Raw genomic sequence first — 19,578 nt, forward strand, 5'->3', positions numbered from 1 at the left:
AACCTACCCCCCCTCCCCCCCCCCCCCCCCCCCCCCCCACCCACCACCCCCCCCCCCCCCCCCCCCCCTCCCCCCCCCCCCCCCGGTGCCGGGTGGTGCCGCACGTGCGGCACGTGTGCGGCTCGGTCGCGGCGGCCGCGTGGTGCTCAGCGGTGGATGCGGCCGTCGGTCAGCGACAGCGGGCGGGCGGAGCCGCCGTGGCGGGCCCGGACGATCTCGGCGAGTACCGCGATCGCGGTCTCCTGCGGAGTGCGCGCACCCAGGTCCAGGCCGATCGGGGAGTGCAGCAGCGCCAACTCGGCCTCGGTCACGCCCGCCTCGCGCAGCCGCGACAACCGGTCCTCGTGCGCCCGGCGACTGCCCATCGCGCCGACGTAGGCGACCGGCATGCGCAACGCCCGGACCAGGACCGGAACGTCGAACTTGGGATCGTGGGTGAGCACGCACACCGCCGTGCGCCCGTCCACCCGGGTGTCCGCGAGGTAGCGGTCGGGCCAGTCCACCACCAACTCGTCGACGTCGGGAAAACGCTCCGCGGTCGCGAACACCGGGCGCGCGTCGCACACCGTCACCCGGAACCCGGCGAACGCGCCCGCGCGGGCCACCGCCACCGCGTAGTCGTTCGAGCCGAACACCAGCAACCGCGGGCGCGGCAGGTACGAGCGCACGAAGACGATCTCGTCCTGTCGTACGCCGAGCGCCTCGACCGGAACCAGCGCGTCGCCGTCCGGCCGGGCCAGCGTGGTGCGATCGTCCGCGAGCAACGCGCGCAGCGCGGGCACGAACGGACCGCTCCCGGCCTCGCCCGCGCCGTCCTCGTCCGCGCCGACCACCATCCGGGTGCCGAGCCGATCCGGATCCGGGGCCGCGACCACGGTGGCGACCGCGATCGGCCGGCCCTCGCGCAGCGCGGCGATCAGCTCGGGAAATTCCGGATAGCGCGCCGGGTCGATCGGCTCGACGTACACCTCCAGGGTGCCGCCGCAGGTCAGGCCCACCATCAGCGCGTCGTCGTCGCTGATCCCGTACGCGGCGGTACGCGGCCGGCCCTCGGCGATCACCTCCCGCGCGAGTTCGTACACGTCGCCCTCGACGCACCCGCCCGAGACGCTGCCCAGCGCCACGCCGTCGGCGGACACCGCCATCACCGCACCCGCGTCGCGCGGGGCACTGCGCAGTGTGGACACCACGGTCGCGAGCGCGAAGGTGCGCCCGTCCCCGTACCACGCCTCCAGGTGGTCGAGCAGTTCACGCATGGCCGTTCACCCGGTCCCTCGCTCGTCCACCAGCAGTGCACACAGTTCCTCCAGGGCCGCCAGGCTGTGCCCGGCGACAAAGTCGTCAACGTATGGAAGAGCCGCGGCCATACCCGCCGCCAGGGGTTGATACCCCTCTCGGGCACGGTGCGGATTGACCCAGATCACCCGATGCGCGAGCCGGTGCAGCCGGGCCATGCCCACCGCGAGCCGGTCCGGGTCGCCGCGCTCCCAGCCGTCCGAGGCGATCACCACCACGGCGCCCCGGGCCACGCCGCGCCGGCCCCAGCCCTCCAGGAAGGCGTGGAGCTGATCGCCGAGCCGGGTGCCGCCGCTGAAGTCGGGTACGGCGGCGGACGCCGCGGCCAGCGCCCGGTTCGGGTCGGTGTGGGCCAGCTCCCGGCTGATCCGGGTCAGCCGGGTACCGATGGTGAACACCTCGGCGCCGCGGCGGCGCCGAACCGCGGCGTGGCCGAAGCGCAGCAGCGCGTCCGCGTACGGCGCCATCGAGCCGCTGACGTCGAGCAGCAGCACCAGCCGGCGCGGCCGGACGACCCGGTCGGTGTAGCGCAGCCGGTCGAACTCTCCGGTCCGCAGCGCGGCGCGCACCGTGCGGGTGCGGTCGATCCGCCCGTGTCGGGCCGGCCGCCGGCGCCGGGTGCGCCGGGTCGGCGCGGCCGGGTGCAGCAGCGCGAGCAGTCGGCGCAACTCGGCACGCGCGGCCGGATCCAGCGCGGCGATGTCGCGCCGGCGCAGGATCTCGGTGCGGTCGGCGGCGGCGATCCGGGGTTCGTCGTCCGACTCCTCCCGGCGGGGCGGCACTTCGTCGGGGCCCGGCAGGCCCACGGCGCGTTCGACGTCGACGTCGGGTCGGCGGCGCCCGGGCGGCGGTTGTTCGCGGTCGAAGTACGCGGTGAACGCGGCGTCGTAGCGGGCCAGTTCCCCGGGCGTGGAGCACAGCGTGAGCCGGCCCGCCCAGTAGGTGGCCGGCCGCGCGTCGGCGCCCAGCTCGGCCGCGGCGGTCAGGAACGCCTGCACGCGCCCCGGGTCGGCGGGCACACCGGCGGCCCGGACGGTGCGCGCGAAGGCGACCAGCGTCTCCACCCCGTCACGCCGGGTCGGCGCCGCGGCCGCGGCGCGCACCGTATCCGCGTCCAGCGGACCGCGCCCGGCCATCTCAGCCGCCCGCCGCGAGCAGCCGAACCAGCCCGGCCGCCCGTACGCCGTCCAGGTCCTCCCGGTGCTTGAGCACCGCGCCGAGCGTGCGTGCGGCACTGTCGGGGTCGAGCTCGCGCACGCCGAGCACGAGCAGCGCGCCGGCCCAGTCCAGGGTCTCGGACACGCCGGGCGGTTTGACCAGGTCGGCCGCGCGCAGCCTCCCGACGGCACGGACCACGTCCTCGGCCAGCCGGGAGCTCACCTCCGGCAGTCGGCGGCGCACGATCGCCACCTCCTGCGCGTGGTCGGGGTGGTCGAGCCAGTGGTAGAGGCAGCGTCGCTTGAGCGCGTCGTGCAGCTCGCGGGTGCGGTTGGAGGTCAGCACCACCAGCGGCGGCACCTTCGCGGCGATCCGGCCCAGCTCGGGCACGGTCACCGCGAAGTCGGAGAGCACCTCGAGCAGGAACGCGTCGAACTCGTCGTCGGCCCGATCCACCTCGTCCACGAGCAGCACCGCCGGCGCCGCCTCGATCGCCTGCAACACCGGCCGGGCGATCAGGTAGCGCCGGTCGTACAGCCCCGCCTCCAGGGCCGCGGCATCGGTCTCGCCCGCCGCGCCGGCCGCCCGCAGGTGCAACATCTGGCGCGGGAAGTCCCAGTCGTAGAGCGCCTGCGAGGCGTCCAAACCCTCGTAGCACTGGAGCCGGAACAGCGGCACGCGAAACGCGGCCGACAACGCCTGGGCGAGCGCGGTCTTGCCCACCCCGGGCTCGCCCTCCAGCAGCAGCGGCCGACCCATCCGCAGCGCGAGGTAGGCGGCGGTGCCGATGCCGGCGCCGGCCAGGTAGTCCACGCCGTCGAGCCGGGCGACCACATCCTCGGGCCCACCCAGGCCGCCCGCGTCGACGCCCTCGTCGTCCCACCACGCCTGCGACACGGCACACACCCCTCGACACCCGTACTGCCCGGCTCGCCTCGACCCGGGGCCGTGACCGGCGACATGCACCCGCCGCGGCACCGGTGATCGTGTTCAGTACACGCTGTACCGGCCGAGCCCTCGACGGCAACATTTGCCAAACCGCCGGCCGATCGCTGCGTATCCGTGACCGCCCGGCGCGCGGCGCGCGGGTCGCGGCGATCAGCGCCAGGTGCGGACGTCGGCGAGACCGCCCGTCGCCAGGTCCGGTCTGCCCCAAAAGTCGCCGGAGCGGGTCGCGACCACCAGGATCGGCTGCCCCTCGGCGTCGAGGTGGGCGAGATGGAAGCCGATCACCCACGACGGCTCCGCGACCAGGTCCCGCGGTGGGCGCAACCGCACCGACGCGGCGCCGTGCGCGGCGAACACGACGGCGTTGTCCGTGGGTGTGCCCGGTTCCGGATCCAGGGCCTCGACCACCAGGACCCGGTCCGCCCACACCACCACCGAGCGCGGCGGCCGATCCAAGGCCACCTCGACCACCCGCCCGTCGTGCCTCCAGCGCACGAGTCGGTCGTCGCCGGTCCCGTCGGGGACGATCGCGGGGTCGGTATCGGCGGGCACACGAACCAGTCTCGCACCACCGCCTCCGCCCGCGGTCGGCCGTCCACCCGCGTGGCGCTCGCCGTAGCGGTCTACAACCAGCGTGGTAGACGGGTGTGGACCGTCGGTTTGACGACGGCCCTTCGATCACGGGCTACGCTGCGCCGATGCGGGCCCGAACGGTGCGGAGCAGGCTGTCCGTCAACCTCCCCACGACGGTGGTGGACGCGATCCTCGCGCTGTCCTACATCGTGGTCAGTCTGCTGTTGGCCCACGAGGATCCCACCGGGGACTGGCGCGAGACCGACACGCTCGGTTTCGCGCTGATCGTGGTGATCAACCTGCCGCTGATCCTGCGCCGCCGCGCCCCGGTCCCGGTCCTGCTGGTCATGCTCGCCCTCCAAGTGGTCTACATCGCGCTGGGCTACTGGCCGGTGGTGAACTCGCTCGGCACGCTGATGGGGATCTACACGGTCGCCGCGCACCGATCGATCCGGACCATGGTCGGCTGCGTGGTGGCGGTGGGCGCCACCTGGCTGTACGCCGGACTGGCCGCGGACGGCGGTTCGATGACCACCGTCGTCGCCCAGATCCTGGTCATCCCGCCGGGCATCTGCTGGTTCGGCGTCGCGGCCCGGCGATTGAGCGAACGCAACGCGCAGTACGCGATCTTGACCGCCCGACTGGCCCGTGAGCAGGAGGCCCGGGCCCGCCGGGCGGTGACCGACGAGCGGGTGCGGATCGCGCGCGAACTGCACGACGTGGTCGCCCACCACGTGTCGGTGATCTCCGTGCAGGCCGGCCTCGCCGAGTACGTGCTGACCTCGGATCCGCCCACCGCCGAGGCGGCGTTGCGCACCATAGGCGAAACCACGCGCGAGACCCTGGACGAGATGCGCCGGATGTTGATGCTGCTGCGCGCGGACGAGGAGGACATGTCCGACGTCGACGAGGAACCGCCGGACGCCGCGCGCGGGCGGACCGCCGACGACCGGCTGGATCCGGCGCCGGGGCTGGCCCGACTCGGCGAGGTGGCGCGCCGGATCAGGGCCGCGGGAGTGGACGTGCGCTCCACGACGCTGGGCGTCGCGCGCCCGCTGTCCCCGGGCATCGAGCTGTGCGCGTACCGGATCGTCCAAGAGGCCCTGACCAATGTCCTCAAACACGCCCGTACCGCCCGGGTCGACCTGGTGGTGGACTTCGGTCCACACCACTTGCGGATAACCGTGACCGACGACGGGGGAGACGGGACCGCGAGTACCGCCCCGCAGGGGCTCGATCCGGGCACAATCGGTGGGGTGGCGGCGCACGGGTTGATCGGCATGTCCGAGCGCGCCAAGCTCTACGGCGGGACGCTTGTTGCGGGACGGCGGCCCACCGGGGGATTCGAGGTCGGTCTCGTCCTGCCGATCCCGGCCGAGCCCACCGCGTCGGCCGAGAGCGGGGATGCCTAGGCCGCCTCGTACCGACGTGACGAAGGGACCGACGGGGTGACCAAGGTGTTGGTGGTCGACGATCAGATCCTGATCAGGGCGGGCCTGGCCGCGTTATTACGCGCGGCCCCGGGGATCGACGTGGTCGGCGAGGCGTCCGACGGGGCCGAGGCGATCGACCTGGCCGCGAAGCTGCGCCCGGAGCTGATCCTGATGGACATCCGGATGCCCGAAGTGAGCGGCGTGGAGGCCACCGAGCGCATTCTGGCCGCCGCCGAGGGCACACCGCCCCGGATCGTGGTGCTGACCACGTTCGACCTGGACGAGTACGTCTACGCCGCGCTGCGCGCCGGGGCGTCCGGTTTCCTGCTCAAGGAGATCGGCCCTCAGCGGCTGTTGGCGGCGATCGACGCGGTGATGGCGGGCGACATGCTGTTCGCGCCCAGCGTCACCCGGCGGCTGATCGAGACCTACGTCGCGTTCGCGAGCGCGCCGACCGGCGACGTGCCGCCGGACCTGGAGACGCTCACCGGGCGGGAGTTGGAGGTGCTGCGCCTGGTCGGGACCGGGATGGCCAACAACGAGATCGCCGGCACCCTGGTGGTCACCGAGTCGACGGTCAAGACCCACTTCAACCGCGCGCTGGCCAAGTTGAACCTGTCCAGCCGGGCGCAGGCGGTGGTGCTGGCGTACGAGACCGGGCTGGTCACACCCGGCGGCCGACGCGGCTGAGCGACCGTGCGGCGGGGCGGGCGGCGCGATTCACACCGGTCCGCCGCCGGGAGCGTGCTCGTCCGGCTCGGCCAGCGCGGCCAGTTTGGCCAGTACCTCGGGGTCGAGCGCGGCGGCGATCGGGCGGCTGTGTCGGGCGGAGAGTTCGGTGAACCAGTCCTGGAACCAGGCGCGGACGGCGGCGGCCCGCGCGGCGGGCGGGCCGAATTCGGCGTCCTCGCGCTCGGTGACGTGCTTGAACGCGGTCAGGAAGTCCTCCGCGTGCAGCTCGGGATCGTGCGCCAGGGCCAGCTCGAGCAGCCGGCCGGTGTCGTAGCGGTCGGCGAGCGCGAAGACGTCGAAGGCGTCCCGCACCTCCGAGCGCAGACCCAGGGTGACCACCTTGGCCGCGACCAGATCGTCGGGGTGCAGCACCGGGACACCGTCCACGACGGTGGGCTCGTGCGTACGGGACGCGACGTGCAGGGTCAGCGGTGTGCCCTTCCCGCCCCCGGCCGGCCGCACGGTCATTCGGACGAAGGTCTTGGTGCCGGCCCTGCCGTCGACGCCGACCCGGCAGCCCGCGTCGGTCAGCGCCGCGACGATCGCGCCGCGGGCGGCGGAGAGCCTCCCGGCGTCGCGCGCGGCCAGGGCGAAGTCGACGCCGTCGCTCTCCCGGTCCGACAGACCGCGCAGACGAAGACCGCGAGCGCCGGCCAGGGCGACCCCGAAGGGCTCGCCGGCCGCCGCGACGATATCGATCGTCGGTGGTGCTTCGGGGTTGTGTCGCACGATGTCCGGTCCTTGGCGTCGGGGCTCATCAGGGTACGTGCCGACCGGCGCGGTCACGGCGTCGGCTGGGCTACTCCGAGGGTTGACCCCACCGCGGCGAACTACCACGTCGGTTCGACCGACTCTTCCACCCGGGACGGGATGTCGTGGCGGACCTCGGCTGCTTGGCTTCACCCATGGCCGCTTGTCGGGGGTTGCCCCGAACACCCGGCAAGCGGCCGTTTCGACATGAGCTCGTGCACGGGGGTGGGCTCATTTCGGATCCAGGGGTGGCCGGGGCGCGGCTTGCGCACCGGCCACCCGGGCCGGGCTCGGGGCGGATCGGGGGGCGCGGCGAGCACGGGTCGCGGGCGGGCCCGGGCGGCGACCGGTCACCCGCGCCGTCGCAGTGTGTGTCGGTGCAGCCGGCGCGGGACCCGCAGCAGGCGATCGGTCGGCGTCACCACCCACCGGATGCCCTCCCGCAACACCGGACCGGGTCTGGCCACCGCGGCCCGGAGCCGGCGCTCCTGGGCCAGACGCCGGCGACGCTCCTCGATCCGCTGCGCCAGGTCGCCCGGAGTGCCCGCCGGCCGGGTCTCGTCGACCAGCTTGTCCACCGCGGTCAGCAGCGTCCCGTACAGCTCCCAGCGGTCCGGGTTGGTGATCGAGTCGGCGAGCAGGATCGCCTCGGTACGCAATCGGTCCTCCTCCGCCTCGGCCAGCCGTTCGCGCAGGGTGACCTCGGCCTGCGCGGAGTCCTCCGGACGGTCCTGGCCGTGCAGCACCAGCAGGTGGCCGTACGCCGCGAACAGCGCCGCCAGCGAGTGGAACAGGCTGCGCAGCGACTGTGCGGTGGCCAACGGGATCTCGGTGTACGCCGGTTCGCCGTGCTCGCCCGGCGCGTACAGCCCGCTCAGCGACCGGCACACCATGCGCAGCGCCACCGCGCTGATCTCGGCGGTGTCCAGGCCGCTGCGCAGCGCGAGCACGCGCACCGTGGCGCGTCGGCCACGCGGGTTGAATCGGGTGCCCTCCTCGGCCGTGGACAACGTCGCGTCCACCCGCACGATGTCCCGGTCGATCCGGCGCGCCTCCTCCAGCCAGCCGTGCGCCCGGTCGTGGGTGACGTCGTCGCCGATCTCCCGGGCCATGGTGTCCAGGAGCCGGGTCAGCGCGTCGAAGGCGGACATCACCGCCTCGTTCGCGGGCCGCACGTGCACGGGCGGGGCCAGGACGAGCGAGAACACCATGCCGACGGCGGCCCCGATCAAGGTCTCCGCGACCCGGTCCCACGCGGTGTCCCCGACCTGGCTGACGCCGAGCACGATCATCGCGCTGATCGCCACCTCGTTGATCGAGTCGCCCAGCCGGATCAGGTGCCCCAGACCGAGCGAGGCCAGCAGCAGCAGGGTCAGACTCCACCAGTTCAGCCCCACCGCCTCGCTGAAGAGCACCGCGATGAGCACACCCGAGACCACGCTGGCTACCCGCTGCACGCCGGTGGTGAACGTCGCGTACGAGGTGACCTGGACGACCAGGAGCGCGGTGAGCGGGGCCAGGATCGGCTGCGGATGGGCGCCGGCCAGGAACAGGGCGGCGACGTAGGACGTCACCGCCGCCACGGTGGTCCGCAGCACCTGCGCGACCAGCGAGGTCTCGCTCTCCTTGACCCTGGACAGCGCCGCGGCGAGATCGACTTCCGACGGCATTCGGCTCCTTCCTCCTCGGTCCCGCGCTCGGGCGGATTCCCCTTGTATGCCCTGTTCCGCAGCCGTACACCACGTGCCGTCGGGGTGGTGGAGGCAATCCGCGCGGCCGATGCCGATCCGGCGGGCGGGTGGACGCACCGCCGTGCGGCACCGGCCCGGCGGTCGGGGCCGGTCGGCGAACCGGCGCGGGATGCGCGGAGCCGCCTGGATTCCGGAGGGGGTGGTGGGGGAGGTCGCCGAGGTCGATCAGGGTCGGGTCGGCGCCGCGTTCGGTGAGTTCGGCGGCGCAGGCGAGGGAGTCGGCGAAGGGCACCTCCCGGTCGTCTCGGGCGCCGAACAGCGCGACGGGTACTCGCGGAGCCCATCCGCAGGTCGTGCCGTTCTCCCGCATGGCGGCGAGGAAGCGGCCGGCCTGCGCGCCGCGGCCGGCCGCGAACTCCGGGCGGAACAGCGCCTCGAGCCGGTCGGGCAACTCGGCCGGGATCTGCGGTTCGGTGTGCCGGCCGTCGAACAGGCTCAGCACTCGGGCGACTTGGTCGTCTTGGAAGACGTCGGGGCGGTGGTAAGGGGTCGCGCGGAGTTCCGGCCCGGTACCGGGTAACTCGGCGCGAGGTTGACGCCGCGCGCGTCACCGGTCGTGCCGAGCGCGGCCGGAACGCCGCCGGTACCGGCGGCCGTCCCGGTTGCGGGTCGTGCGTGAACGGCAAGGATGGGAGGTGATGCCCTCCCACCGAAGGCGTCGGCACGACTGGAGGACCGTGATGGCCATTCTCATGCAGATCGATCTGCCTGGGGTCGAGAAGGAACAGTACGAGCAACTCTCCGCGCGCGTGCGGTCCGGCGAGATCCCGGCGGAGGGATGTCTGGCCCATGTGGCGATCCCGACGGACGACGGCGTACGGATCATCGACCTGTGGGAGTCGCGGGCGGCGATGGACGCGTTCAACACTCGGCTGATGCCGGTGGCCGAGGAGTTGGGCTTCCCGCCGAGCCCGGCTCCGCCGCAGGTCACCGAGGTTCACGGCTACTGGGTCCCGGGCGCCTAGGGCGTGTCTTCAATCCCCCGCCGACCTCCACGACGCCCGGCACCGCATCCCCCCTTCGGGCTCCTCGCCGCGCTCACGCCGCGGAGCCCGACGGGGGATTGAAGACACGCTCTGGAACCGAGACCCGTCCCGGTGGTCAGGACCCGGAGGCGGCTCTCGGCGGCGGTGCGCACAGGCGCTCGCCGCCCCGGTCGCGCAGCCGGCGCAGCAGCGACAGCACGCCCGTGCCGCCGCCGGCCCAGCCGGGGTCGGTACCGGCGAGCGTGTTGTCGGGGAACAACGGGCGCCGCGTGGTGCCGCCGCTGCGTGCCAGGATCAGCGACACCACATCCTCGGCGGCCCGCCAGTGCTCGTCGTCGCCGGTGACGAGCGCGGCGTCCACGAGCAGTTCGCCGACCCCGGAAAGACCGCAACATTGCGATACCAGGCTCATCCGGGGTGCGAGCGAATGGCACAACCGGGCGCAGCGCAGCCCGAGTTCGACCAGCTCGGGCTCCTGTTCGCGCGCGCCCGCCGCGAGCAGGACGGTGCCGATCCCGGCCATTCCCCGACACCAGGACGCGAAGTGCCGGGCGGCGCCCGGGCGAGCCGCCTCCGCGAGCAACTCGGGTGTGTGCGCGGCGAGTCGATCCAGACCCTCGCGTGCGGCGAGCCCGACCTCCGGGTCCGGGACCGGGTTTGCGCCCGCGCGGGTACGAGTGTCGTGGCAGGCGTGGAGGAAGTGCACGATGCCGGCCCCGCCGTGGGCGTAGCCGTGCGCGTAGGCCGCCCGTGACGAGGCCGGGGGCAGGTCGTCGGTCCCGGGCCACGCGTCGCGTGGTCGCTCCAGGAGGGCCTTGGCGCAGGAATCCGCCGCGGCCAGGTGCCGGGCGGCCTGCTCGATCCGTCCCGCCGCGTGTGCCTGGCGCGCCAGCAGCAGGTGGCCCGTACCGGTGCCCGCCGCACCACCTATCTGGTCGCCGGTGTCGTCGTACGGCAGGGGATCGGGCGGGAAGACCGGCAGGGGAACAACGCCGCCCGGCTGCGCGGCGGCGGCGCGCAGGAACAGCTCGACCCCGGTGCGGCCGGTGTACAACGCGCCGGAGAGCGCGTCGAGTTCGGGGTGTGTCGCGGTGCGGCGGGCGAGTTCGGTGACCGCCTCCGCGACGCCCGGGTGGTCGAGGTGGTGCAGCAGTTCCAGGCCCACTCCGGCCGCGCCCGCGTAGACCGTCAGCGTCGATCCCGGACGCGCGCCCGACGCGGCGGGCAGCGCGGCGGCGGCGGGTACGCAGCCGGCCACCGTGTGCGCGATCACGTCGTCCAGCAGGTCGGCGTCGACGCGAGGCGGCGTCGGCGAACGGCGGCCGTGCGCCGGCTCCGGCAGACCGGCCCGCAGGCGCCGGGCGCAGGCCAGCCGCTCCTCGCGATCGAGGCTGAGCAGCCCGGCGACCAGGGCCCGGACCGGTCGGTGGGCGGCGCCGGGAAGCGCGGCGGCCAGGCAGGCCAGCGTACGATCGCGGTCCACCGCGCGGTCGGGGTCGACGATCACCGGATCCATCCCGGTCAGCGCGTAGTGCAGTGTCGCGCCCAGCGCGTACAGGTCGTCCGCCGGATCGGCCGGGCCGTCGGCGGGGTCCACCGCGAGGGTGTAGCCCGGCGTGCCGCCGGCCGGGCGGTGCGCGCGCAGTGCGCTGATGCCGAAGTCGACCAGTCGGCAGGTGCCGTCCGTGTCGAGGACCACGTTGCCCGGTTTCAGATCGCACATCACCACGCCCCGGGCGTGCATCGCGTCCAGTACGGTCAACAACCGGCGGGCCAGCGCGGACACCCGGCGTCCGGGCCGCGCGTCGCCCGGATAGGGGCCGTGTGTCAGGACGTCGCGGCGCAGGTCCGCGGGGCCGCAGTCGGTGGTGACCAGGTATTCGTCCTCGCCGTGGCGCACGTGGTCGACGACCCGGGGCACCCCGTCGAGATCGGCCAGCGCGGCCAGCACGGCGCGCTCGTGGCGCAGCCGGCCCCGGGCGTCCACGCCGTCGCCGTCCTCGCCCGCGTAGGCCCTGGCCTGCTTGACCACCACGCGTTCGCCGGTGGTGGTGTCGAGGGCGCGGTAGACGTTTCCGTGCGGGGAGCGGGCGATGCCGGAGGTGAGTCGGTATCGGCCGCCGACCAGCCGTGCGGCCCGCCCGGATGCGGGCACGGCGGCACCGAACGGGTCTGCGGCCCACGGGGGTTGGCGGTATCGAATGCTCGCCCGGCCGGGGAAGCGCTGCCCGTCGGGGCCGGTCATCACCAAGTCGGCGGCGCCGGATCCGGTGGCCCGGAAGGGGCCGTAGCGGTAGTACACCGGCGCGTCCGGCCGAACCCGGCGGTCGCCGAGCACGCGCGGGCCGGCGCGACCGACCAACACGTCGGCCAGTTCCCGGCCCAGGACCGGTACGTCCTGTTCGCGCGGATACACGGTGGCCGCCTTGCCGACCACGGCCGGATCGCGCACCCCGGAGTTCAGTTCCTCCAACACGGTGGCGCTCACCGCGAACTTGGCCAGGCAGCGATAGCGCAGCAGCACCGGGACCACCAGGTCCAGGGTCTCGGGGAAGTCCTCGGGCCGGGCCGAGACGTGCAGTTTCCATCCGTGGTCGGGCACGGGCATGTTCGGGTCGAACAGGTGCAGCCAGACGTCGTCCGCGCTGCACCGCCGGGCGTGGCCGGCCACGAGCGCCTCGAGTCGCGTGCGCAGATCCTGCGCGGATCCGTGGGGGATCGACCGCACCAATGCCACCCCTCCCGCCGGCTCCTGCCGTTCCCGCGATTCCTGCCGTTCTGTGGTTCTCGCCGTGCTTGGATCCGCCGCGGGCAGGGGGTGCCGCGCGTGGGTGCCCCGGCGCGAGCCCGATCGGGCCGATGGGTGCCGATCGGGCCGTGCGCACCGGGTCGGTCGGGTCCGGGTCAGACCTTCCAGTCACATCCGACGCGCGTCGTCGCGGTGGGCCAGGGCTCGGGCAGACACGCCTCGATCCGCCGGTCCGGGTTCGACTCGTCCTCGAACTCGACCGCTTCCTCTTCCACCTCGACGTCGAGCGGTCCGGCGTCGCGGATCTCTACCTTCACGGGGCTCATATCGATCCTTCCTGCAAAAAGGCGGGCAGATCATTACACGAACCGAGCGACTTTCTGTTGTTCGGGGCCGCCGCGCCCACCTGTGCCCCCCGGTGCGGATGGGGCGGGTGGGCCGTCGTACCGCGCCAATAGTCTCCTCGTTGGACAACGAAAGGAGAACGTGCCGAATCGGCCGGCTTGTGGCGGGATTTCGCACGCGTGAACGGGATCGGCACAGGACGCGGAGCGGCGCTCGGTCGGGGCCGGGTGGCGGGACCGCGAGGGCGCTCGATGGCGGCCCGGTGGTGGCGCGCGAGGGGGTGGGCGCCGACCGTCTACGGTGAACCCGTGCCCGGGCCGGTCCCGGCCGCCCCACCCGCGGCGAGAGCCGGTGCGTGGGCGACCCGCACCTGCCCCCGGAGAGTTCCGCCGATGACCAGCACACCCCGCTCCCGGATCACCGACGCGTCGCGGGTGCGATTGTGGGGGCGAGAGGTCGAGCGGGCCGAGATCGCGGCGGTGATCGCACGTGCCCGCCTGGGCCGCAGCGCGGTGCTGGTGTTGCGCGGGCCGGCCGGCATCGGCAAGTCGACGCTGCTGGACGGGGCCGCGCGCGACGCCGACGGTCTGCGGGTGCTGCGCACCGCCGGAGTCGCGGCCGAGGCCGGCCTGCCGTTCGCCGCGCTGCATGGCCTGCTGCGGCCGGTGCTGCACCGACTGGACACGCTGCCCGATGTCCAGGCGGCGGCGCTGCGCGGCGCGTTGGGTCTGGCCCAGGCGGGTCCGGACCGGTACCTGGTCGGCTCGGCCGTGCTCGGCCTGCTCTCCGACCTGTCCCGCGAGCGGCCGCTGTTGTGCCTGATCGACGACGCGCACTGGTTGGACGTCGCCTCCGCCGAGGTGCTGCTGTTCACCGCCCGGCGGCTGGACGCCGAGGGCGTCGGGATGCTCTTCACCGCACGGGACGCCGCGGAGGGCTTCCCGGCCCGCGCGCTGCCCGAACTGACGCTGTTCGCGTTGGACCACGACCCGGCCGGGGCGCTGTTGGCCGAGCGGGTCCCGGATCTGACCCCGGCGGTGCGCGAGCGGATCATCGCCGAGTCCGCCGGAAACCCGTTGGCCCTGCTCGAGTTCGCCGCCGGACTCGACGCCGACGTGCGCACCGGCCGGGTCGACCCGCCCACCGCCCTGCCCGTCACCGACCGGGTGTCGGCCGCCTTCGGGGACCGGATCGCCCGGCTGCCCGAACCCGCCCGCGTGGTGTTGACCGTCGCCGCCGCCGAGGGCACCGGTGACCTGGGCACAGTGCTCCGGGCCGCGCGGGCGCTGGGCGCCGGCGCCGAGGACCTCGACGCGTGCGTGGCGGCCGGCCTGCTGCGCGGCACCGGCGCGACGATCGCCTTCCGACACCCGTTGGTGCGCTCGACCGCCTACCAGCGGGCCGGGGTGGCCGGCCGCCTGGCGGTACACCGGGCGTTGGCCGCGGCCACCGACGGCGAGCGCCGACTGTGGCACCTGGCCGAGGCCGCGGCCGGGCCCGACGAGAGCGTCGCGGCCGCGTTGGAGCGGGCGGGCGTGGACGCGCACGAGCGCGGCGCGACCGGGGCCGCCGCGCCGATCCACGAACGGGCCGCCCGGCTCAGCCCGGAGCCCGCCGACCGGGCCCGGCGCAGCGTCCTGGCGGCCCAGATGGCCGTGGTCGCGGGGCGTACCGAGCACGCGGCGGAGTTGGCCGAGCGGGCCCTGGCCGGGATCGAGGACCCGTTGCCGCGAGCCGGATTGGCCATGGTGCGGGCGACCGCGGCGAGCGAACGCGGCACCCCGCGCGGGGCGGCCCGACTGCTCATCGAGCACGCCCGGCCGATCGCGCCCACCCACCCGGAACTCACGCTGAGACTGCTGATCATGGCCGCCGGCAGCGCGTGGTCCGCGGCGGAGGACGTCGAACTGCGCGAACTGGCCGCCCTCGCGGCCGAGTCGGAGTCGGCCGCGGCCGCATTGCGGCCGACCGCCGGCGCCTCGGCGAAGCACGCCTCGGCGAAGCACGCGTCGCCGGCCGCCGCGATCACCGCGCTCGCGTACCTGGTCGACGACGATCCCGAGCGTGCCCTGCCGATCCTGCGGTCCTTCGTCACCGGTGTGCGGGTGAACCCGCCCGGCCTGCTGCTCACCCGGATCCTCGCCGGCAACCTCGCGGTACTGCTCGGCGACGACGACGCGGCCCTGGACCTGTCCACCACCGACGCGGCACGCACCCGGGCGCGCGGACAGGTCGGCGCGCTGCCCGGCGCGCTCCAGGTCCAGGCGCACGCCCAGGCGATGGCCGGCCTGCCGCACGACGCGGCGGCCACCATCGCCGAGGCGCTCACCTTCGCGCGCGACACCGGTCAGGTCTACCGGATGGCGCGACTTCGTGTGATCACCGCCCGGATCGCCGCCGAACGCGGCGACGAGGACGGGTGCCGCGCGGCGCTCGCGGCCGACGCCGACCTCGCCGGAGCGCCCGCGTTCGCCGGGGTCGCCGAGACGACGGCCGCCGCGGACTGCGTACACGCACTGCTCGATCTCACCCTGGGGCGCTACGAATCGGCGGTGCGTCGGCTGACCGAGTGCACGCGCGGGCCGGCCCGACACACCGCCGCCGTCGTGGCCGCGAACGCCGATCTGGTCGAGGCGGCCGTCCGGGCCGGCACCCCGGAGCGGGCCCGGGAAGCGGCGGCGCGGTTCGAGCGCTGGGCCCGGGCGAGCGGGACCCCGTGGGCGATGGCGGTCGCGCTGCGCTGTGGTGCGCTGCTTGCCGAACCGGACGCCGCCGACGCGCTCTACGTCGCGGCGATCGGTGAACACGAGCGGGGCGGGCGGCCGTTCGAGCGGGCGCGCACGGAACTGCTGCACGGTGAATGGCTGCGCCGGGCCCGGCGGCGCGTGGACGCGCGCGCCCCGCTGCGCTCCGCGCTGGCCGGCTTCGAGCGGTCGGCGGCGAACCCGTGGGCCGATCGGGCCCGGAGCGAGCTGCGCGCCACCGGCGACGCGGCACCGGCCGACACCGGCGACGCGGACGTACTCGCCCGGCTGACACCGCAGGAACTGCACATCGTTCGACTCGCCGCCGAGGGTGTGAGCAACCGGGACATCGCAAGTCGCCTGTTCCTGAGCCCGCGCACGGTCGAATACCACCTCTACAAGGCCTATCCCAAGCTCGGCATCGGCTCCCGCGGCGAGTTGTCCCGCTTCCGAACCTCGAGGTGCTGAATCGCTGGGCGCGCGGGGCACCGGTGGTGAGGGGGACCCCGCCCACCACCGGGCGGTTGTCGGGTGGGCACAATGGCGGCATGACGACGCCGAACACCCCTCCGTCCCGCGACGAGCTGATTCGGCACCTGGAGACGACCCGCATCGCGGGCCGGGTGGCCACACCGCGAGAGGTCAATCTCCGGCACTACGCGGAACTGGTGAAGGGCAACCGGCGGTTCTGGCTGGGCCTGGACCTGGGCGACCGCTGGAAGACCGAGGACGACGTGCTCGACGTGATGGTCGAGCGGGTGGGCGTGCGGGCGGACCCCGAGCACCGCACCGGTCAGGACACCATCGACGCGCGACTGACCCTGGACGGGCTCGATCGTATGGCCGCCGTCCTGCGCGACGCCGCCGCGCGCCGGCTGCGCGTACTGATCGCCACCGGACACCCCGGCGGACTGTTGGACGTACATCGGGCCATCGGTCGCGCGTTGCGGGCGGCCGGCGCCGAGATCCTCGACATCCCCCGCGGACTGCACACCACCGAGGGCGACGACGACACCAGCGGCAGCGTGCGGCAGTTCGGCGGTGTGGCGGTGCTGGAGCGCGGGGCCACGCTGTGGCACACCCACGCGCCGCAGCCGATGAGCGCGATCCTGGACGCGCTCGCGGCGGCCGGGCGACCCTGGCCGGACCTGGTCGTCGCCGACCACGGCTGGGCCGGCCGTGCCGGGCAATACGGCATCCCCACGGTCGCGTTCGCCGACTGCAACGACCCGGCGCTGTTCCTCGGCGAGGTCGAGGGCACCGTCACGGTCACCGTCCCGCTCGACGACCACGTCGTGGACGCCCGCGACTACGAGCCGATGACCGCCTACCTGCTCGCGACCGCGGGCCTGGACCACGACACGCGATAGGGCCGGGCGGGCCACCGCGACGGCCGGGAACCGGTGTTCGGCTCCCGGCCGCGGTGCCGGTGGGTCAGGAACGCGCTCGGCGCGGCTTCGCGGGGCGCTCCACGGGCCGCTCCGCGCTCTTCTCCTTGTTCTTCTCCTTGATCCGGATCGTTTCCTTCCGGACCTCGGCCTGGGTGGCGCGCTCCTGCCGCAGCCACTCCGGGCCGTCCTCCTTCAGCGCGTCGATCTCCGCGGTGGTGAGCGCCTCGGTGATGCCGCCGCGGGCGAGGCCGGCGATCGAGACGCCGAGCTTGTTCGCCACGACGGGCCGGGGGTGCGGGCCGTTGCGGCGCAGCTCCTGGAGCCACTCGGGCGGGTCGCTCAGCAGCGCGTTCAACTCGTCGCGGGAGACGACACCCTCTTGGAACTCTGCGGGGGTGGCCTGGAGGTACACGCCCAGCTTCTTCGCCGCGGTCGCGGGCTTCATCGTCTGGGTGGTCTTGTGCGACGTCATGGTGTCAAGAGTAGCGACCGTGTGCGGTGCCTCCGATCATGGCCGCTAACCTGACGTGGTGACAGGCTCGCAAGTACCCACCCCGTTCCGGCTCGCGTACGTTCCGGGGGTGACCCCCACGAAATGGGTGCGGGTCTGGAACGAGCGGCTGCCGGAGGTGCCGCTGACGTTGATCCCGGTGTCCGCGGCCGACGCGGCCGACGTGCTGCGCGCCGGCGACGCCGACGCCGGGCTGGTGCGGCTGCCGATCGACCGGACCGAGTTGAGCGCGATTCCGCTCTACACCGAGACCACGGTGGTCGTGGTGCCCAAGGACCACGACGTCGCGGGGGTCGACGAGGTGCTCGCGGAGGATCTGGCCGACGCGCTCGTGCTGCATCCGCTCGACGACACCCTGGAGTGGGAGCGCCGGCCGGGGGTGCCCGCCAAGGAGCGGCCGGCGACCACGGCGGACGCGGTCGAACTGGTGGCGGCCGGGGTGGGCCTGCTGGTCGTCCCGCAGTCCCTGGCTCGTCTGCACCACCGCAAGGACCTGACCTACCGGCCGGTGTCCGACGCTCCCGAGTCGCGGGTGGCGCTGTCCTGGCCCGAGGCGCACACCACCGACCTGGTGGAGGAGTTCATCGGGATCGTCCGCGGACGCACCGTCAACAGCTCGCGCGGCCGGGCCCAGACGCCGGCCCAACCGAAGGCGACGTCCCAGCGCCCCGACGCGAGCGGCGCCAAGCGCAAGCCCGGCGCCGCCGGTGGGTCGACCGGCAAGGGTGCCCGCGGCGGCCCCGGCGCCGGCAAGGGCGCCAAGCGCGGCAAGCCCCGCCGCCGCTCCTGACCTCCCGACCGGCCGCCGCGGTCCGCCGCGCGATCGGTCCCGAGCGCGTGGGCTTCGTAGCGTGCCTCACGCCTCGTAGCGTGCCTCACGCCTCCGCGGCGACCGCGCCGGGACGTACGACCGGTTCCTGCGAGCTCTCCGGGACCACGCGGAACAGCGCGATCGCGCCGACCAGGCTGACCAGACACATCGCCGCCAGATACCAGGTCACGCCGGTCGAGGAGGCGCCGGAGTTCAACAGCGCGGTGGAGATCGTCGGAGCCAGTCCGCCGCCGAGGACGGCGCCGAGTTGCAGGATCAACGAGGACCCCGAGTACCGGACGTGGACGGGGAAGGTGTCGGCGATGATCCCGCCCTGGACACAGTGCGTGATCGGAATGATGAGGCCCATTCCGGCGAGGGCCAACACGGCGAGCGCCGAATTCCCGGTGTTCAGCAAAGGGAAGAAGGCGAGACACCACGCCAGGATCGCGGCCGAACCGCCGATGAACATGGTGCGTCTGCCGTATCGGTCGGCGATTCGTGTCCACAGCGGAATACTCGCGAACCACAACACGGCGGCGGCCGAGATGCTCAGGATCAGGAATCTCTTCTCATAGCCGAGATGCTTGGTTCCGTACGACAGCGTGAAAACCATGAATACGTACGCGACGGCGGAATTGGCGACCACGGCGAGCAGCGTGAGGCCCAGGCGTGGGAAGCCGACCTTGAATGCCTCGGCGAGCGGAAAGCGGACCACCTCGCCCTGTTCCAGAGCATGATCGAAGGATGGGGATTCGGTGACCCGTAGCCGGATCACCAGGCCCACCGCGACCAGGACGAAACTCATCAGGAACGGGACGCGCCAGCCCCACGAGGTGAATGCGTGATCGCTCATCACCGTGCTGGTGGCGAGGAAGATCATGTTCGCCAGGACCAGGCCGGCGGGTGTTCCCATCTGGGGGAATCCCGCGTACAGGTTCCGCTTGCCGGCCGGGGCGTGCTCCATCGACATCAGTGTCGCGCCCGCGCCCTCGCCGCCCAGACCGATGCCTTGCACCACGCGCAGCACGACGAGCAGCACGGGCGCCCAGTAGCCGATCGCGTCGTAGTTGGGAATGGCGCCGATGAGGGTCGAGCCGATTCCCATCATCACCAGCGACACCACCAGGGTCGCCTTGCGGCCGATACGGTCGCCGAAATGACCGAAGACCAGTCCGCCCAGCGGTCGGGCGACGAATCCGACGGCCAGGGTGGCGAACGAGGCGAGAGTACCCGCCGCGGGGCTCAGCGACGGGAAGAACTGCTTGTCGAAGATGAGTGCGGCGGCGGTGCCGTAGAGAAAGAAGTCGTACCACTCCAGGGTGGTTCCGGCCAAAGTCGCGACGGCGGTTCTTCCCGCCGTCTTTCCACCGCCGTCGATGCCCTCTTTCGGAGCCGAA

At 73.7% G+C, this 19,578-nt stretch carries 17 protein-coding genes; 7 read left to right on the forward strand and 10 right to left on the reverse strand.

Annotated elements, in window-relative coordinates:
- Positions 1-146: 146 nt before the first annotated feature.
- The 4 genes from ACZ4FV_RS20340 to ACZ4FV_RS20355 form a co-directional block, all read right to left on the reverse strand.
- A complete protein-coding gene (locus ACZ4FV_RS20340; protein ID WP_465323013.1) occupies positions 147-1,256 on the reverse strand; it encodes an XdhC family protein in 1,110 nt (369 codons plus the stop codon).
- Positions 1,257-1,262: 6 nt separating this feature from the next.
- The gene (locus tag ACZ4FV_RS20345) at positions 1,263-2,432 is read right to left on the reverse strand and encodes a vWA domain-containing protein (RefSeq protein WP_465323014.1); all 1,170 of its coding nucleotides are present in this window, start codon (positions 2,430-2,432) and stop codon (positions 1,263-1,265) included.
- Position 2,433: 1 nt separating this feature from the next.
- Positions 2,434-3,351 (reverse strand): AAA family ATPase, encoded by a 918-nt coding sequence (locus ACZ4FV_RS20350; RefSeq protein ID WP_402237379.1) that lies wholly within the window; start codon positions 3,349-3,351, stop codon positions 2,434-2,436.
- A 201-nt stretch (positions 3,352-3,552) separates the two neighbouring features.
- Positions 3,553-3,954 carry a hypothetical protein gene (locus tag ACZ4FV_RS20355; protein WP_465323015.1) on the reverse strand — a complete coding sequence of 134 codons (402 nt, stop codon included), beginning with the start codon at positions 3,952-3,954 and terminating at the stop codon, positions 3,553-3,555.
- A 146-nt stretch (positions 3,955-4,100) separates the two neighbouring features.
- Here ACZ4FV_RS20355 and ACZ4FV_RS20360 point away from each other — a divergent pair, with 146 nt between their 5' ends.
- Both ACZ4FV_RS20360 and ACZ4FV_RS20365 read left to right on the forward strand, forming a co-directional pair.
- On the forward strand, positions 4,101-5,387 hold the full coding sequence (locus ACZ4FV_RS20360) for a sensor histidine kinase (protein ID WP_465323016.1): 1,287 nt from the start codon (positions 4,101-4,103) through the stop codon (positions 5,385-5,387).
- 36 nt (positions 5,388-5,423) lie between these two features.
- Entirely contained in the window at positions 5,424-6,098 is a 675-nt protein-coding gene (locus tag ACZ4FV_RS20365) for a response regulator transcription factor (RefSeq protein WP_331770552.1), read from the forward strand.
- A 30-nt stretch (positions 6,099-6,128) separates the two neighbouring features.
- Here the strand turns inward: ACZ4FV_RS20365 and ACZ4FV_RS20370 are convergent, their stop codons facing one another.
- Together ACZ4FV_RS20370 and ACZ4FV_RS20375 are read right to left on the reverse strand one after the other, a co-directional pair.
- The gene (locus ACZ4FV_RS20370; protein ID WP_465323017.1) at positions 6,129-6,869 is read right to left on the reverse strand and encodes a nucleotidyl transferase AbiEii/AbiGii toxin family protein; all 741 of its coding nucleotides are present in this window, start codon (positions 6,867-6,869) and stop codon (positions 6,129-6,131) included.
- Positions 6,870-7,240: 371 nt separating this feature from the next.
- The gene (locus tag ACZ4FV_RS20375; RefSeq protein ID WP_395870160.1) at positions 7,241-8,560 is read right to left on the reverse strand and encodes an FUSC family protein; all 1,320 of its coding nucleotides are present in this window, start codon (positions 8,558-8,560) and stop codon (positions 7,241-7,243) included.
- 190 nt (positions 8,561-8,750) lie between these two features.
- Between ACZ4FV_RS20375 and ACZ4FV_RS20380 the strand changes: the two genes are divergently transcribed.
- Complete coding sequence (locus tag ACZ4FV_RS20380) at positions 8,751-9,161, forward strand: hypothetical protein (protein WP_465323018.1); 411 nt, start codon at positions 8,751-8,753, stop codon at positions 9,159-9,161.
- Between the two features lie 160 nt (positions 9,162-9,321).
- Positions 9,322-9,606 carry an antibiotic biosynthesis monooxygenase family protein gene (locus ACZ4FV_RS20385; RefSeq protein WP_395870158.1) on the forward strand — a complete coding sequence of 95 codons (285 nt, stop codon included), beginning with the start codon at positions 9,322-9,324 and terminating at the stop codon, positions 9,604-9,606.
- A 136-nt stretch (positions 9,607-9,742) separates the two neighbouring features.
- Here the strand turns inward: ACZ4FV_RS20385 and lanL are convergent, their stop codons facing one another.
- Together lanL and ACZ4FV_RS20395 are read right to left on the reverse strand one after the other, a co-directional pair.
- Positions 9,743-12,355: a class IV lanthionine synthetase LanL gene (lanL, locus tag ACZ4FV_RS20390; protein ID WP_465323019.1), complete on the reverse strand. Its 2,613-nt coding sequence runs from the start codon at positions 12,353-12,355 to the stop codon at positions 9,743-9,745.
- Between the two features lie 176 nt (positions 12,356-12,531).
- Positions 12,532-12,702, reverse strand: a complete 171-nt coding sequence (locus tag ACZ4FV_RS20395) for an SflA family class IV lanthipeptide (RefSeq protein ID WP_331770546.1) — start codon at positions 12,700-12,702, stop codon at positions 12,532-12,534.
- Between the two features lie 411 nt (positions 12,703-13,113).
- Here ACZ4FV_RS20395 and ACZ4FV_RS20400 point away from each other — a divergent pair, with 411 nt between their 5' ends.
- The gene (locus ACZ4FV_RS20400) at positions 13,114-15,933 is read left to right on the forward strand and encodes a helix-turn-helix transcriptional regulator (protein ID WP_465323020.1); all 2,820 of its coding nucleotides are present in this window, start codon (positions 13,114-13,116) and stop codon (positions 15,931-15,933) included.
- 80 nt (positions 15,934-16,013) lie between these two features.
- Positions 16,014-16,835: a phosphatase gene (locus ACZ4FV_RS20405; protein WP_402237362.1), complete on the forward strand. Its 822-nt coding sequence runs from the start codon at positions 16,014-16,016 to the stop codon at positions 16,833-16,835.
- A 64-nt stretch (positions 16,836-16,899) separates the two neighbouring features.
- On the opposite strand, the gene ACZ4FV_RS20410 is transcribed toward ACZ4FV_RS20405, so the two are convergent.
- Entirely contained in the window at positions 16,900-17,328 is a 429-nt protein-coding gene (locus tag ACZ4FV_RS20410; protein ID WP_395870150.1) for a DUF5997 family protein, read from the reverse strand.
- Between the two features lie 58 nt (positions 17,329-17,386).
- On the opposite strand from ACZ4FV_RS20410, the gene ACZ4FV_RS20415 reads away from it, so the two are divergent.
- Positions 17,387-18,157, forward strand: a complete 771-nt coding sequence (locus ACZ4FV_RS20415; protein ID WP_465323021.1) for a LysR family substrate-binding domain-containing protein — start codon at positions 17,387-17,389, stop codon at positions 18,155-18,157.
- Between the two features lie 85 nt (positions 18,158-18,242).
- Here ACZ4FV_RS20415 and ACZ4FV_RS20420 read toward each other — a convergent pair whose 3' ends face one another.
- Positions 18,243-19,499, reverse strand: coding sequence for an MFS transporter (locus ACZ4FV_RS20420; protein ID WP_395870334.1), 1,257 nt, complete (start codon positions 19,497-19,499; stop codon positions 18,243-18,245).
- Positions 19,500-19,578 lie beyond the last annotated feature (79 nt).

It is taken from the genome of Embleya sp. NPDC025285 (assembly GCF_055558835.1).

Excerpts from the sequence above, each read along its gene's own strand:
- ACZ4FV_RS20340 (WP_465323013.1), bottom strand. The coding sequence starts at position 1,256 with ATGCGTGAACTGCTCGACCACCTGGAGGCGTGGTACGGGGACGGGCGC.
- ACZ4FV_RS20345 (WP_465323014.1), bottom strand. The coding sequence starts at position 2,432 with ATGGCCGGGCGCGGTCCGCTGGACGCGGATACGGTGCGCGCCGCGGCC.
- ACZ4FV_RS20360 (WP_465323016.1), top strand. The coding sequence starts at position 4,101 with ATGCGGGCCCGAACGGTGCGGAGCAGGCTGTCCGTCAACCTCCCCACG.
- ACZ4FV_RS20375 (WP_395870160.1), bottom strand. The coding sequence starts at position 8,560 with ATGCCGTCGGAAGTCGATCTCGCCGCGGCGCTGTCCAGGGTCAAGGAG.
- ACZ4FV_RS20380 (WP_465323018.1), top strand. The coding sequence starts at position 8,751 with ATGCGCGGAGCCGCCTGGATTCCGGAGGGGGTGGTGGGGGAGGTCGCC.
- ACZ4FV_RS20385 (WP_395870158.1), top strand. The coding sequence starts at position 9,322 with ATGGCCATTCTCATGCAGATCGATCTGCCTGGGGTCGAGAAGGAACAG.
- ACZ4FV_RS20395 (WP_331770546.1), bottom strand. The coding sequence starts at position 12,702 with ATGAGCCCCGTGAAGGTAGAGATCCGCGACGCCGGACCGCTCGACGTC.
- ACZ4FV_RS20400 (WP_465323020.1), top strand. The coding sequence starts at position 13,114 with ATGACCAGCACACCCCGCTCCCGGATCACCGACGCGTCGCGGGTGCGA.
- ACZ4FV_RS20405 (WP_402237362.1), top strand. The coding sequence starts at position 16,014 with ATGACGACGCCGAACACCCCTCCGTCCCGCGACGAGCTGATTCGGCAC.
- ACZ4FV_RS20410 (WP_395870150.1), bottom strand. The coding sequence starts at position 17,328 with ATGACGTCGCACAAGACCACCCAGACGATGAAGCCCGCGACCGCGGCG.